Here is a 14,655-nt window from a genome sequence, read left to right on the forward strand (position 1 = left end):
GGCTGTGGCGCTGGCTCAAAGGGGCCGGTCGGCATCGGGGTCGTGGGCGCGCCGCTGCGGCGCCAGCAGCAGCACGGTGGCCAGCGGCCACAAGGCGGCCTGCCACAATGGCGCCAGCAGCATCCCGAGATCGGGTCCGCCGTCGCCCGCCAGCGCCCGCACCAGCCACTGCAGCGCGTGCGCCAACACAAACAGCAACATTACGTGCAAGGCTTGGCGCTTCCAGTCGAACCACAGCAGCCGCCGGTGAATCACGACCGCCAAGTAACACATCACACTGTAGGCCAAGGCATGCTGCCCCAAGAGTGCGCCTTGGTGCACATCGATCAACAAGCCCAGCACAAACCCGACCCCGACACCGACGCGCCGCGGCTGGTGCACGACCCAAAACACCAGCGTCAGGGCCAACAAGTCGGGCGCCCACGCTGCGCGCCCCAGCAGCGCCACCTGCAGCGCCATTTCGAGCAGCAACGCACCCAGCAGGGTACCCCAGACAAACCAAGGGTTGGCGGGCAGCAGCAGGGTCTGCCCAGGGCTCATGATCATGGCGCAGCCCTCCTATCGGGGGGGGTGGGCGGCGCACTGGCCGCCGCAGCGGCGGGCGTTTCGTTGGCCACCGGGCGCCCCACCGGGTCGATCACCAGCACATGCAGAGCGTGCTGGATGCGGGCCAGCGGCCGGGCGTGCACTTGGGCAAATCCGTCGGCACCCGAGGCCATCACCTGAACGATCTGCGCCACCGGCAAACCAGCCGGATAAACCCCGTCGATGCCGCTGGTGGTGAGCACATCGCCCACCATGGCCTGGGTGGCGATGGGCTCGAAGCGCAGCTCGATCTGTGCGTCTGCACCCCAGTCCGCCGGCAGGCCAAAAGCCAGACTGCGTTGCCCGGTGCGGGTGTTGATGACCGCCATCGCCTGCCGGGGATCAACCAACAGGCGCACTTCCGCCGTGGCCCAATGCACCCGCGTCACCTGCCCCAGCACGCCAAAGCCATCCATCACGGCCGAGCCGGGCTGCACGCCATCTTGTTGCCCGCGGTCGATCACCACCGCCAGCGTGTACGGGTCGGCCAGCTGATACAAAATCTGCGCGCCCCGGGTCGTGGCGGGCAGTCGGGCGCGCATGCCCAACAAATCGCGCAACTCGCGGTTCTCTTGGGCCAGGTGCTCGACGATGGCGGCGCGCTCGGCTTGGCGCATCAGCTCGGCGCGCGCCAGCGCCGCCTCGTCTTGGGCGGCTCGCAAGCTGCCCAGGTATTGTCCCGACCAGCGCGCCGCGTGCAGCGGCTGCAAGGCCAACCATTGCAACGGGCTGAGCGCCACCGCCACGGTCTGGCGCACCGGCGCTGCCCACTGCAAGCGGGCGTCGAGCACCATCAGCAACACCGCCAGCGCCCCCAGCACCAGCAGCTTGGACAAAGCCGGCGTGCCCTGCCTGAAAAACGGCGGCGGGGATTGGTCGATGGTCCCCAGCGACATGGCCGGATGCAGCGAAAAATTACTCGGCGGTAAAAATGCTGCCGCCCAAACGGTCCATCTGGTCCAGCGCCATACCGCAGCCCAGCACCACGCACAGCAACGGCTGCTCGGCCACCAACACCGGCAGCCCGGTTTCTTCGGCCAGCAGGCGGTCGAGGTCGCGCAGCAGGGCGCCGCCGCCGGTGAGCATCATGCCGCGCTCGGCAATGTCGGCCCCGAGTTCGGGCGGGGTTTGCTCCAGCGCCGTCTTGACCGCTTGCACGATCTGGTTGATCGGGTCGGTCAGGGCTTCGAGGACCTCGTTGCTCGAAATGGTGAAACTGCGCGGCACGCCTTCGGCCAGGTTGCGGCCCTTGACCTCCATCTCTTTGACCTCGGAGCCCGGGAAGGCCGAGCCGATGGTTTTCTTGATGGTCTCGGCGGTCGGTTCGCCGATCAGCATGCCGTAGTTGCGCCGGATGTAGCTGATGATGGCCTCGTCGAACTTGTCGCCACCCACGCGCACGCTGCCCTTGTAGACCATGCCGCCCAAGCTGATGACGCCGACTTCGGTGGTGCCGCCACCGATGTCCACCACCATCGAGCCGCGCGCGTCGGACACCGGCAGCCCGGCGCCGATGGCCGCCGCCATGGGCTCTTCGATCAGATAGACCTGCGAGGCCCCGGCCCCGAGCGCCGACTCGCGGATGGCGCGGCGTTCGACTTGGGTCGAGCCGCAGGGCACGCAGATGATGATGCGCGGGCTGGGCCTGAACATCGAACGCGGGTGCACCATCTTGATGAACTGCTTGAGCATCTGCTCGGTGACGGTGAAATCGGCGATGACGCCGTCTTTCATGGGCCGGATGGCTTCGATGTTGCCAGGCACCTTGCCCAGCATCGCCTTGGCTTCTTTGCCCACCGCCTGGATGGATTTTTTGCCTTGCGGGCCGCCTTCGTGGCGGATCGAAACCACCGACGGCTCGTCGAGCACGATGCCCTTGCCGCGCACGTAGATCAGGGTGTTGGCGGTACCGAGGTCGATGGCCAAATCGGTGGAGAAATGCTGGCGTATGGATTCAAACATGATGAGGGTTGCCCTGCACCGCCGGACACGGATGCCGACTGGTTTAAGCGCGGGCACAAACCGGGGATAATACCCGATCGACGCCGCTTTGGGAGGCGCTTAAGCTTTCTTACATATTGCCCCATGTCATTGACTTTGCAAGAAATCGAACGCCTCGCGCAGTTGGCGCGGCTGCAACTCACGCCCGAGCAGGCGCTGGATGCTCAGCAGCGCCTGAATGGTTTTTTGGGCTTGGTCGAGCAGATGCAGGCCGTGGACACCAGCGGCGTCGAGCCCTTGGCGCACCCAACCGCCGTCATGCAAGCGGTGCAACTGCGCTTGCGCCCCGATGTGGTCAGCGAGCCCAACCAGCGCGAAGCCAACCAAGCCAGCGCCCCGGCCGTGGAAGACGGCCTCTACCTCGTGCCCCGGGTGATCGAATGAGCGCCGCCACCCTTGACCTGCACCAGATGGGCGTGGCCGAACTCGGCGCCGCCCTGCACGCCCGCCAGACCTCGGCCACCGAGGTGGCGCAGCATTTGCTTGCGCGCGCCCACGCCCACAGCGGCCTAGGGGCTTATCTGGCCCTAAATGAAGCGGCCACACTGGCGCAGGCCGCCGCCGCCGATGCGCGCCTGAGCGCTGGCGAACGCGGCCCCTTGCTGGGGGTGCCGCTGGCGCACAAAGACGTGCTCGTGACGCGCGATTTCCCCACCACCGCCGGCTCGAAAATGCTGCAAGGCTACCGCAGCCCCTTCGATGCCACCGTGGTGCAGCGCTTGGCGGTTGCCGGCGCCGTCAGCCTAGGCAAACTCAACTGCGACGAGTTCGCCATGGGCTCGGGCAACGACCAATCCGCCTATGGCCCGGCGCACAACCCCTGGGACCGCACGCGCGTACCCGGCGGTTCATCGGGCGGCTCGGCGGTGGCGGTGGCGGCGCGCCTAGCCCCGGCGGCCACCGGCACCGACACCGGCGGCTCGATCCGCCAGCCCGCCAGCTTCTGCGGCGTCACCGGCATCAAGCCCACCTACGGCCGCTGCTCGCGCTACGGGCTGGTGGCCTACGCCTCCAGCCTCGATCAAGCCGGCCCGATGGCGCGCAGCGCTCACGACTGCGCGCTGCTGCTCAGCGCCATGGCCGGACCCGATGTCGAGCGCGACTCGACCAGCCTCGAGCAGCCGCCCGAAGACTACAGCCGCTATCTGGCCCAGCCGTGGCCGGGGGCCAGCGCCAGCCGGCCGCTGCAGGGGCTGCGCATCGGCCTGCCGCGCGAGTTCTTTGGCCCCGGCTGCGCCAGTGACGTGCTGCAAGCCGTGCGCGCCGCCCTGAGCGAGCTCGAGCGCCTTGGCGCCACCTTGCTCGACATCGCCCTGCCGCGCACCGAACTGGCGATCCCGGCCTACTACATCATCGCCCCCGCCGAGGCCAGCTCCAACCTCAGCCGCTACGACGGCGTGCGCTACGGCCACCGCGCCGCGCAGCCCAGCGACTTGCTCGACCTGTACCAGCGCTCGCGCAGCGAGGCCTTCGGGCCCGAGGTGCAGCGCCGCATTTTGCTGGGCACCTATGTGCTAAGCCACGGCTACTACGACGCCTACTACATCAAGGCGCAGCAGATCCGGCGCCTGATCGCGCAAGATTTCCAGACCGCCTTCGGCCAGTGCGACCTCATCGCCGGCCCGGTGGCTCCCAGCGTGGCCTGGGCCATCGGCGCCAAAACCGCCGACCCGCTCGCCGCCTACTTGGCCGACATCTACACCCTGCCGGCCTCGCTCGCCGGCCTGCCCGGCATGAGCGTGCCCGCCGGCTTTGGCGCCGACCCACTGCCCGTGGGCCTGCAACTGATCGGCAACTACCTCAGCGAAGCCCGGCTGCTGCAGGTGGCGCACCAGTTGCAGCTGGTGAGCGACTGGCACACCCGCACGCCGCCCCCTTTCACGCCCTGCCCCGGATCCCATTCATGAGCGCCCCTTTGGTCCAAGGTTACGAAGTCGTGATCGGCTTCGAGACCCACGCGCAACTGGCCACGCGCAGCAAAATCTTCAGCCGCGCGCCCACCGCCTTCGGCGCCGAACCCAACACCCAGGCTTGCGCCGTCGATCTGGCGCTGCCCGGCACGCTGCCGGTGATGAACCGCGAAGCGGTGGCCTGCGCCATCCGCTTCGGGCTGGCGGTGGGGGCGCACATTGCCCCGCGCAGCGTGTTTGCGCGCAAAAATTATTTCTACCCCGATTTGCCCAAGGGCTACCAGATCAGCCAGTACGAAATCCCGGCGGTGCAAGGCGGCAGCGTGGCTTTTGAGCTCGCGGGCGCCGCGCGCACGGTGCGGCTGGTGCGTGCCCACCTCGAAGAAGACGCGGGCAAGAGCCTGCACCAAGACTTCCACGGCATGAGCGGCATCGACCTCAACCGCGCCGGCACGCCGCTGCTCGAGATCGTCACCGAACCCGATCTGCGCTCCAGCGCCGAAGCGGTGGCCTACGCCAAGGCCCTGCACCAGCTCGTCACCTGGATCGGCATCTGCGACGGCAACATGCAAGAGGGCTCGTTTCGCTGCGACGCCAACGTCAGCGTGCGCCGGCCCGGGGCGCCGTTGGGCACCCGGCGCGAGATCAAAAACCTAAACAGCTTCAAGTTCATGCAGCAGGCCATCGACTACGAGGTGCGCTGGCAGATCGAGCGGCTGCAAGACGGTTACGCGATCGAACAGGCCACGGTGCTGTTCGACCCCGACAGCGGCCAGACCCGCGCCATGCGCAGCAAAGAGGACGCGGCCGACTACCGCTACTTCCCCTGCCCCGACCTGCCGCCGCTGTGCATCGCGCCGCAGTGGGTCGAGCAGCTGCGCGTCGAGCTGCCCGAGCTACCGCGCGCCATGGCCGCGCGTTTCGTGGCCGACTACGGCCTGCCCGAATACGACGCCGCCACGCTCACGCAATCGCCACAGATGGCGGCCTACTTCGAGGCCGTGGTGACCGCAGCCGGCAAGGCTTTGGCCAAATCGGCCAGCAACTGGATCATGGGCGAGGTCTCGCGCCGCCTCAACGCCGAAGAACGCGACATCGCCCAAGCGCCGGTGAGTGCGGCCCAACTGGCGGCCTTGCTCACACGCATCGGCGACCAAACGGTGAGCAACAACGCCGCCAAGCAGGTGTTTGATGAGCTCTGGAGCAATCCTGTGGTTACCGGATCTGGGAGTGCCACTGAGTCGGGACATGACACTGCCGTTGGAACGGGTGATCTGGCCCGAGTCGATCAAGTGATCGCCGCCAAAGGCCTCAAGCAGATGAACGACAGCGGCGCTCTGCAAGCCATCGCCGAGCAGGTGCTGGCAACCAACGTCAAGAACGTGGCCGAATACCGCGCCGGCAAAGAAAAAGCCTTCAACGCCCTGGTGGGCCAAGTGATGAAAGCCAGCCAAGGCAAGGCCGACCCAGCGGGCGTCAACGCGCTGCTCAAGCAGCTGTTGGGCACTTGATTCAGCGCATCGCTGCGGCGTCGCGCTCGGCCCAGAGGCGCTGCAGCAGCCGCAATTCGGCGTCAAAACGCTGCTCGATGTGCTCGAGTTCGCGCTGATGCCCTTGCACCAGCGCATCTTGCGATACCAACTGTTGCTCAAGATCGGCCTTGCGCTGGGCCAGCCTAGCGGGTGGGGCTTTGGTGGGGTCGGCGCGCTGCAGTTCCGCCCATTCGTCGGCAGCGGCGCGGCGCTGCTGCTCCAGCTCCTGCTGCCGCTGCAGCGCCGCCTGGCGCATGGCTTGGATCGGCTGCAGGGCCAAAGCGCGCTCGCGCTGGTGCGCGGCTTGGTCGCGGTAGCGCATCAGCAGCGCCTGTTGCAAGCGCCGCTCGTCGTTGGAGCGGGCCCGCACCTGCGCCTCGGCGCGGGCGCGTTCTTCTGCGCGCAGCCGATCCGAGCTCAAGTGCCGGCCCTGGGCATCGGTGCAGGTGAAGATGCTGCCAGTTTGCGCAAACGCAGGAGCGATCTGGAGCGCCGACGCCCACATCAACCCCAGCTGCACCCCTCTAGGGTATCGCATCTGCACCCCTTAAAAATCTATTTTTGCCAGTTTACACCGTAACGCTGGCGGTAGGCCTGCACGCGCTCGCGGTGCCCGGCCATTTCGGGGCTGTGTTGCCCTTGCAGGTAATCGAGCAAATCGCTCAGGCGCGCAATCGCGCACACCTGCAGCCCGAGCTGCTCGCGCACGTATTGCACCGCGCTGTGCGGCAGGTCGTGCAGGGTGCCGTCGGGGCCGGTTTCGGTGGCGCGCTCTTGCCGATCGAGCGCGATCGCCACCGCATGCGGCGTCGCGCCCGCGGCCCGAATCAGGCCGATCGACTCGCGCACCGCCGTGCCCGCGCTCATCACGTCATCGACGATCAGCACACGGCCGCGCAGCGGCGCGCCCACCAGTGTGCCGCCTTCGCCGTGCGCCTTGGCCTCTTTGCGGTTGTAGGCAAAGGGGTGGTTGTGGCCCAGCCGCGCCAGCTCCACCGCCAGCGCCGCCACCAGCGGAATGCCCTTGTAGGCCGGGCCAAACAGCATGTCAAACCCGATACCCGAGGCCACGATGCGCCGCGCGTAACATTGCGCCAGTCGCTCGAGCTTGGCGCCGTCGTCAAAACCGCCGGCGTTAAAAAAATACGGGCTGATGCGCCCGGCCTTGGTCTGAAACTCGCCCCAGCGCAGCACGCCCGATTCAACCGAAAATCGCACGAATTCTTGCGCCAGCTCGTCTTGCGCCGCAGCAGTCTGATCCGGCACCTGAACCCCACAGCCCACTTTAGCCCCTGTCGTCACATCTGCCATGGAGAACCATCCTTGTTTCGTTTGACCAGCCTGAACCTGAACGGCATCCGCTCCGCCACCCGCAAGGGCCTGGCCGATTGGGTGCGCGCCGCCGCGCCCGATTGTATTTGCGTGCAAGAGCTGCGCGCCCAAAGCAGCGAACTCGGCCCCGGCTTGGCCGAGCTGGCGGGCTTGCGCGGGCATTTTTATTGCGCCGAGAAAAAAGGCTACTCCGGCGTGGGCATCTACAGCCGGCACGAGCCCAGCGCGGTGCGCTGCGGCATCGGCGTGCCCGAGTTTGATGCCGAAGGGCGTTGGATCGAGCTGCGCTTTGACACCCCGGCGCGGCGCTTTTCGGTCATCAGCGGCTACTTTCCCAGCGGCTCCAGCGGCCCCGAACGCCAGCTGGCCAAATACCAGTTGTCCGACGGCCCCTTGTCGTAGGTGGTTCGCCGCGAGCAGACGATGGTGAATGGCTTTGTACTCCTTTACACTGTGTTGCAGTTTCTATTCACCCGCGCTGCATGCAAGCCGACATCACCACCGTAATGACCGTGCAAGAGGTCGCCGACTACCTGCGAGTCAACCAACGGACGGTTTACCGACTTGCGGCCACCCGGAGGCTGCCTAGCTTCAAGGTAGGCGCAAATTGGCGGTTCAAGCGAGCCGACATTGAAAGGTGGATTGATGGACAGATGGCAGAAAACGCCGCCGAAGAATCGTTGAATGGTGAGCAGAAAGGGAAGGGAAGGAAGCCTTGAGACTTGTCCAAAACAGCGGGGTAGACCGTGTCGTCGACTTGATGCGCCCGCACCTCAAGCCGGGTAGCCAGTTGGGGTGCGTTACCCCGTCGTTCTCATTGTTCGCGTTTGCTGAATTGCGCGATGCGCTGACCAAACTCGAACGGGTCCAGCTCATTTTGCCGCCCCAAAACGACTCGTTGCAATACCTGGGTGGCGATGGCGACCGCGCCAACCGCAACCGACTCCAAGCACGATGGCTGGCCAACCAGTGCGCCAACTGGCTGACAGGAAAAGTGGAGCTACGGCGTGCACATGGCCTCGTGCCCCAAGGCACTGCCGTAATGCGTGATGCACAGGGCAACGCTGAGCAGGTGGTGCTAGGTTCGTTCGCTTTGAGCACGGACGGCCTGGGGCTGACGCCAGGCAACCCTATGAGCCTGATCCAGGCGTCTGAGTCGCCCGCTGAGGCGGCCCAGCTCGCCCAGTGGTTCGACCAGCAGTGGAATGCCCTTCACACCCAGCCCGAGAGCCGCGACGCCCTGGTCCAAGCTCTGCGCGGCATGGGGGCTCACCACGCCCCCTTCACCGTCTACGCCGCAATCCTGAACCACCTCTTCGGGAACCGCGATGATGAAATGGACGAGGAACGCATCGTCAAGTCGGCCACGGGCATCCGAAACACCGTCGTCTGGAAGAAGTTGTTCAAGTTTCAGCGTGACGGTGTCGTCGGCGCCATAGACAAGCTCGCCCGCTTTGGCGGCTGCATCATCGCGGACAGCGTCGGCCTGGGCAAGACCTTCGAGGCGCTGGCCGTCATCAAGTACGCCGAGCTGCGCAACGACCGTGTGCTGGTGCTGGCCCCCAAGCGCCTGCGCGACAACTGGACGCTCTACAAGGCCAACGACAAGCGCAACGTGCTGGCTGCCGACCGGTTCAATTACGACGTGCTGAACCACACCGACTTGTCGCGCGACGGGGGCATGTCGGGTGACATCGACCTTTCCCACGTGAACTGGGGCAACTACGACCTCGTGGTCATCGACGAGAGCCATAACTTCCGCAACAAGAAGTCCCCACGCCAGGGGACCGAGACGCGATACGACCGCCTGATGCGCAAGATCATCAAGGAAGGCGTCAAGACCCGCGTGCTGATGTTGTCGGCCACCCCCGTCAACAACCGCCTGGCCGACCTCAAAAACCAAATCGCTTTCGTCACCGAGGGCGACGATACCGCGCTGATCGAGCACGGCATCGACAGCATCGAGCAAACCACCCGCAAAGCCCAAATCCAGTTCAACCGCTGGTTGACCATGGACGAAGCAGAGCGCACGCCCGGTCATTTGGTCGAAATGCTGGGTTTTGACTATTTCACCCTGCTGGACCACCTGACCATCGCGCGTTCGCGCCGCCACGTCGAGCGTTATTACGGCACCGATGAAACCGGCAAGTTTCCTGGGCGGTTGCCGCCTATCAATATCAAGGCCGACGTAGACCTGGCTGGTCAGTTCCGTGCCATCAAGGACATCAACCTCGAAATCAGGCGCCTGAACCTGGCCAGCTATGCACCGCTGCGCTACGTGCTGCCTCACAAGCAGGCCGCCTACGACGCCAAGTACAGCACCGAGATTCGGGGCGGCGAGAGCTTCTTCCGCCAAGTTGACCGTGAAGAGAGCCTGATTCACCTGTTGCGCGTGAACGTGCTCAAGCGCATGGAAAGCGCCGTATCGTCCTTTTCGCTGACGGTTCAGCGGCAGCTCAAGGACGTCGAAGCCGTGCTGGCCCACATCGAGAACCGCGACGCCGACATCGAGGAAATCGACATCGCCGACGTGGACATCGACGACCCAGCGTTTGAATCTCTGCTTGTTGGGCGCAAGGTCAAGGTGCTGCTCAGCGATGTGGACCTGATTCGGTGGAAGCAAGACCTCATCGAAGACCGCAACCGCCTCGCTACGTTACTGGCTGCTGCCCAGCAGGTGGATGCAGCACGCGATGCCAAGCTGGCCAAGCTGCGCGACATGATTGAGCAGAAGTGCCGCCAGCCCATCAACGCCGGTAACCGGAAGATCATTGTCTTCACGGCGTTCTCAGACACTGCCCAGTATCTGTACGCAAATCTAGCGCCCTGGGTCAAAGCCAGCCTCGGGGTTGACGCCGCACTCGTCACGGGCAGTGCTGGCATTCAGACCACCTTGCCCGGGCTGCGAAAGAGCATGAGCAGCGTGCTGTCGGCCTTCGCGCCGCGCGCCAAGGAACGCCCGGCCGACCTAGCAGCTGAGGGGGAAATCGACCTGCTCATCGCCACCGACTGCATCTCTGAAGGCCAAAACCTGCAGGACTGCGACTGGCTGGTCAACTACGACATCCACTGGAACCCCGTGCGGATCATCCAGCGCTTCGGTCGGATTGACCGTATCGGCTCGCCAAACCAAAACATTCAGTTAGTCAACTTCTGGCCCAACATGGAGCTGGAGGAATACATCGGCCTGGAGCAGCGTGTCAGCGGGCGGATGGTTCTGCTGGACGTGTCGGCCACGGGCGAGGAAAACCTCATCGAGCAACAGTCGGGCAACCCGATGAATGACCTTGAGTACCGACGCAAGCAGTTGCTCAAGCTGCAAGACACGGTCATCGACATGGAAGACCTTAGCAACGGCGTGTCCATCACCGACCTGACGCTCACCGACTTCCGTATCGACCTGGCGCAGTACCTCAAAGAACACCCTGGCCAGCTTGAAGGCCTGCCATTGGGCACTTACGCCGTTACCACCAGCATCGACGCGGATATTGCGCCTGGTGTCATCTTCTGTTTGAGGGCCGAGGGTGCGGCGGCGGCCAAGGGCAAGCCATCCGACTACCCACTGGCACCCATCTACCTGGCCCATGTGGGCGAAGACGGCGCCGTGCTACTACCCTACCCCCAAGCCAAGCGCATCCTGGACCGGCTCAAACGCCTGGCCCTTGGGCGCGAGCTGCCCGACGAGGGCGCATGCACCAAGTTTGACAAGCAAACCCGGCAGGGCGAGGACATGCGACACGCCCAAAAGCTGCTGGCCGCAGCCGTGGCGTCAGTGGTGGGCAAGAATGAAGAACGCGCCGTGGCCAGCCTGTTTTCACTAGGCGGCACCCATGCATTAAAGGGTGAGTTCGCAGGTAGCAATGATTTTGAGGTAACTGCCTTCATGGTTGTCTTGCCTGTGGAAACAAGCTTCGGGTCAAAATACAAAACTTTTAGTAAGGACAGGTAAATCATGTCCAATGCAAAGTTGCTTAGGCAGTTGATCAAGACCGGTATGGACGGAGACACGGATGGCTTCAAGGCGGCCTCTGAGGCCGTCATCCGCGAAGAGCGCGAAAAGAAGCATCACCTCCTGGCCAACGATCTGGAGAGGCTACTGTATGGAGAAAGGTCAGCCACTGGCCGGGGCTACCTGCGCCTGCTGCCTGCCAAGGAACTGCCCATCAACAAGGACAGCGGCCTGGCCCTGGTGGAAGAGCGGCCAGCGGTCCGCGATGAGACCGACATCGTGCTGGGCGACGGCGCGCAGTCGGCGCTGGACGAGGTGCTGATGGAGCACCGGCGCGGCGACGTGCTGCTGGCGCACGGCCTGCAACCGGCGCAGCGCCTGCTGTTCTGCGGTCCACCGGGCTGCGGCAAGACGCTGGCCGCCGAGGTCATCGCCAGCGCGCTGGAACTGCCGCTGGTGGTCGTTCGCCTGGACTCCGTCATCTCCTCGCTGCTGGGCGAGACCTCAGCCAACTTGCGCAAGGTCTTCGACTACGTGTCGGCGCGTCCCGTGGTTGCGCTCTTCGACGAGTTCGACGCCCTGAGCAAGGATCGCGGCGCCAGCGATGACCACGGTGAGCTGAAGCGGTCCGTCAACGCCGTGCTGCAGATGATGGACGGGTACCGAGGCCCGAGCATCCTGATTGCGACGACGAACTACGAGACCCTGCTGGACAAGGCCGTGTGGCGTCGCTTCGACGAGGTCATCCGCTTCGAGCCCCCGAACCTGGAGCAGGCCAAGCGCCTGCTGGCCCTGAAGCTGTCCGGCGTGCGCCGGAACTTTGAGACCGACGACTCGAAGATCGCCGCCCTCTTCAAGGGCCTGTCCCACGCCGACATCGAGCGCGTGCTTCGCCGCGCCGTCAAGGACATGGTCCTGTCCAACCGTGAGTTCCTCGCCAAGGCCCACCTAGAGGCTGCGCTGGCGAAGGAATACCAACAACCCCACTGAGTGGCCTAGGGAGGCAACTGGATGGCATATGAGCACCTGCGACTAGAAAAAGAGTCTCCTGTCACCGACCGGCATCGGCCGCGCGGCTTCGGCGCACCAGCGCCTGCGGACCCACGAGGCCACGGCAATGCCTTGCTTCGGAGCTTTCGCGCAGTGCGCGAAGTCGCAGCAAATGAGGACCTCGGTGGATTTGACGACCGCAAGCTGCTGAAGATCCGCCTGCGCGAGGGCGAGCGGCAGCTTCCACCCTTCAACCTGATCGATGGCCTGGAAGTTGTCAGCCAGGAGGGTCATGAAGTCGTCCTCGCGTTTGCCACGGCGGCGGCGCTGAACCTGGTCGAGGAGCGGCTTGCGACGCTGGCACGTGACGGGCGAGTGACGCGCAAAGAGCTGCTGTTCGTCATCGACGCGTTCGAGCACTGGACACCCGAAGATAGGACTGGCGCGGCACTGGCCGAACAGGGCTTGCCGCAAGACGGTCTCTGCACCTTGGACGTCGAGCTCTGGCCGCAGGAACAGCCGGCTCGTCGGCAGTCCACGATGGAGTCCTTCACGGCCTTCGCCGGGGAGCTGGGGGCGGAAATCGTCGACAGGGTTGTCTCCCCGTCGTTGCTCATGGTGCGCCTGCGCTGTAGCCGTCAAGCAGCGGAACAACTGCTTCGTTACCGAGATGCGCGGACAGTAGATCTGCCGCCGCGCTGGGGCGTGGCCGTAGGTACCGTCGCTGCGGACGTGAACCGCTTCCCTCAGCCTGCCCAGCCCGGGGCTGACGCCCCCCGAGTCGCCGTGCTGGACTCGGGACTGGTCACCGGACACCCGCTCCTGGCCCCTGCGGTCGGACACGCCCAGGGCTACGTGCTGCCGCATCGCAGCCCGGACGACGCCAACCCGTGGCACGGCACCTCGGTGGCCGGCCTCGCGCTCTACGGCGACATCGAGGCCGCGATCGCGGCCGGCGGATTCATCCCCAGCCTCTTCCTCGTGTCTGGCCGGGTGTTCAACCATGACGGCAACGACCAGACGGAGTTCGTGGAGAACGCAGTCGAGCGCGCTGTGCGAGATCTACACGCCGGGTTCGGCTGCAAGGTCTTCAACCTGAGCTACGGCGACCACAACAAGGTCTATGACCGTGGGCACGTGCGCGGTCTTGCCTACACGTTGGATCGACTGACACGTGAACTGGGCGTCCTGTTCGTCGTGTCGACTGGCAACCTCAAGCTGGAGGGCCTGCCTGAGGACCCTCTTGCGGCCTATCCAGACTACCTACTGCAGGACCAAGCGCGCTTGCTTGACCCTGCCACGGCGTTGAACGCGGTCACCGTCGGTGGCGTGGCACGGCACGAAGCGACCCACAATGCCCAGCGGTATCAAGACGCTGTCGAGGATCGGCCCATTGCGAGGGCGGGCCACCCGTACCCACTGACCCGCTCTGGCCCCTCCATCAATGGCGCTATCAAGCCGGACTTCGTGGAGCACGCTGGCAATCTGGCCGTGCGCCGCGCGGGTGGTGGGACCATTGACCGAGGACTGGGCGTTATCACCGTCAATGGCGGCTTCGCGAACAGCGGCGCATTCAGGGAGGTGGTGGGAACCAGCTTCGCCGCTCCGGCCGTTGCCCACCGGGCGGCCAAGCTGCTGCGACGTGTGCCCGGCGCCAGCCACAACTTGCTGCGCGCATTGCTGGGCGCCCACGCCAAGTGGCCTGACCCTTCGGTCCCCCTGCTCAACCCCAACGACAACGCCGAAGGCCGCGAGAAACTCACGCGCCTGGTCGGCTACGGTTGCATAAACGACCACGCGTTGGAGCAGTCGCTCGACAACGTCGTGTCGCTGATCTGCGAAGAGCAAATCGGCAACGACCGCTGCCAGTTCTACGCGGTCCCCATCCCGGACGAGTTCTGGGATGGCGGGCGACGCACTCGGGAAGTGACCGTTGCCTTGGCCTACAGCCCAGTGGTGCGGACCACTCGGCTGGACTACCGCATGACCAAGCTGAAGTTCAGCCTGGTCGTGGCCAACAACCTGGACGAAGTGGCGGCAGCCTTCCAGCCCAACCGCGACGAGGGCATGTCCGAGCGCGGCAACAACCGCTGGCTGTCTGGCGAGGCGCGCCAGGCCGGCACGCTGCAGGTGTCTCGTTGGACCTTCAGGCAGCGCCCTCGCGGGCAACTGTTCATCGTGGTGACCCGCCAAGACGCGCCCTGGTCCACGGTAAACGACGTCCTGGAGCACTACGCCCTGTGCGTCAGCATCGCCGACAGGGCCAACGTCCAATCGCGCCTGTACGCGCAGATCCAAGCCCTTCTCAGGGCCCGGGTCGAGCAGCGTGCACGCGCACGAGTCTGACGCAACCGTA

12 protein-coding genes and 1 pseudogene are annotated in these 14,655 nt (G+C 65.2%); 8 read left to right on the forward strand and 5 right to left on the reverse strand.

Going from position 1 to position 14,655, the window contains the following annotated elements:
* Window positions 1-15: 15 nt before the first annotated feature.
* From mreD to ACVMK0_RS08395, 3 genes are read right to left on the reverse strand one after another with little or no spacing between them, the layout of a single operon-like run.
* A complete protein-coding gene (gene mreD / locus ACVMK0_RS08385; RefSeq protein ID WP_250960454.1) occupies window positions 16-546 on the reverse strand; it encodes a rod shape-determining protein MreD in 531 nt (176 codons plus the stop codon).
* Window positions 543-1,481: a rod shape-determining protein MreC gene (mreC, locus tag ACVMK0_RS08390; RefSeq protein ID WP_045536335.1), complete on the reverse strand. Its 939-nt coding sequence runs from the start codon at window positions 1,479-1,481 to the stop codon at window positions 543-545. Before mreC ends, mreD begins: the two co-directional genes overlap by 4 nt.
* A gap of 19 nt (window positions 1,482-1,500) precedes the next feature.
* Window positions 1,501-2,547, reverse strand: a complete 1,047-nt coding sequence (locus tag ACVMK0_RS08395) for a rod shape-determining protein (protein WP_045536337.1) — start codon at window positions 2,545-2,547, stop codon at window positions 1,501-1,503.
* A gap of 123 nt (window positions 2,548-2,670) precedes the next feature.
* Between ACVMK0_RS08395 and gatC the strand changes: the two genes are divergently transcribed.
* The 3 genes from gatC to gatB are packed head-to-tail and all read left to right on the forward strand — an operon-like array spanning window position 2,671 to window position 6,007.
* Window positions 2,671-2,970: an Asp-tRNA(Asn)/Glu-tRNA(Gln) amidotransferase subunit GatC gene (gene gatC / locus ACVMK0_RS08400; RefSeq protein ID WP_045536339.1), complete on the forward strand. Its 300-nt coding sequence runs from the start codon at window positions 2,671-2,673 to the stop codon at window positions 2,968-2,970.
* On the forward strand, window positions 2,967-4,493 hold the full coding sequence (gatA, locus tag ACVMK0_RS08405; protein WP_476463513.1) for an Asp-tRNA(Asn)/Glu-tRNA(Gln) amidotransferase subunit GatA: 1,527 nt from the start codon (window positions 2,967-2,969) through the stop codon (window positions 4,491-4,493). The genes gatC and gatA overlap by 4 nt, the downstream gene beginning before the upstream one ends.
* Window positions 4,490-6,007: an Asp-tRNA(Asn)/Glu-tRNA(Gln) amidotransferase subunit GatB gene (gatB, locus tag ACVMK0_RS08410; RefSeq protein ID WP_476463514.1), complete on the forward strand. Its 1,518-nt coding sequence runs from the start codon at window positions 4,490-4,492 to the stop codon at window positions 6,005-6,007. Before gatA ends, gatB begins: the two co-directional genes overlap by 4 nt.
* Window position 6,008: 1 nt before the next feature.
* Here gatB and ACVMK0_RS08415 read toward each other — a convergent pair whose 3' ends face one another.
* Together ACVMK0_RS08415 and pyrE are read right to left on the reverse strand one after the other, a co-directional pair.
* Window positions 6,009-6,566 carry a hypothetical protein gene (locus ACVMK0_RS08415; protein WP_476463515.1) on the reverse strand — a complete coding sequence of 186 codons (558 nt, stop codon included), beginning with the start codon at window positions 6,564-6,566 and terminating at the stop codon, window positions 6,009-6,011.
* Window positions 6,567-6,583: 17 nt separating this feature from the next.
* A complete protein-coding gene (pyrE, locus tag ACVMK0_RS08420; RefSeq protein WP_476463516.1) occupies window positions 6,584-7,339 on the reverse strand; it encodes an orotate phosphoribosyltransferase in 756 nt (251 codons plus the stop codon).
* A 12-nt stretch (window positions 7,340-7,351) separates the two neighbouring features.
* Here pyrE and ACVMK0_RS08425 point away from each other — a divergent pair.
* From ACVMK0_RS08425 to ACVMK0_RS08445, 5 genes and pseudogenes are all read left to right on the forward strand, one after another.
* Window positions 7,352-7,738: pseudogene (locus ACVMK0_RS08425) on the forward strand (endonuclease/exonuclease/phosphatase family protein); the annotation flags it as partial.
* Between the two features lie 104 nt (window positions 7,739-7,842).
* Window positions 7,843-8,079: a helix-turn-helix domain-containing protein gene (locus ACVMK0_RS08430; protein ID WP_476463517.1), complete on the forward strand. Its 237-nt coding sequence runs from the start codon at window positions 7,843-7,845 to the stop codon at window positions 8,077-8,079.
* Entirely contained in the window at window positions 8,076-11,309 is a 3,234-nt protein-coding gene (locus ACVMK0_RS08435; RefSeq protein ID WP_476463518.1) for a helicase-related protein, read from the forward strand. The genes ACVMK0_RS08430 and ACVMK0_RS08435 overlap by 4 nt, the downstream gene beginning before the upstream one ends.
* 3 nt (window positions 11,310-11,312) lie before the next feature.
* Window positions 11,313-12,299, forward strand: coding sequence for an AAA family ATPase (locus tag ACVMK0_RS08440; RefSeq protein WP_476463519.1), 987 nt, complete (start codon window positions 11,313-11,315; stop codon window positions 12,297-12,299).
* Between the two features lie 153 nt (window positions 12,300-12,452).
* Window positions 12,453-14,645 carry a S8 family peptidase gene (locus ACVMK0_RS08445; RefSeq protein WP_476463520.1) on the forward strand — a complete coding sequence of 731 codons (2,193 nt, stop codon included), beginning with the start codon at window positions 12,453-12,455 and terminating at the stop codon, window positions 14,643-14,645.
* The last annotated feature ends 10 nt before the right edge of the window (window positions 14,646-14,655 follow it).

It is taken from the genome of Serpentinimonas sp. SSL01, assembly GCF_056323735.1.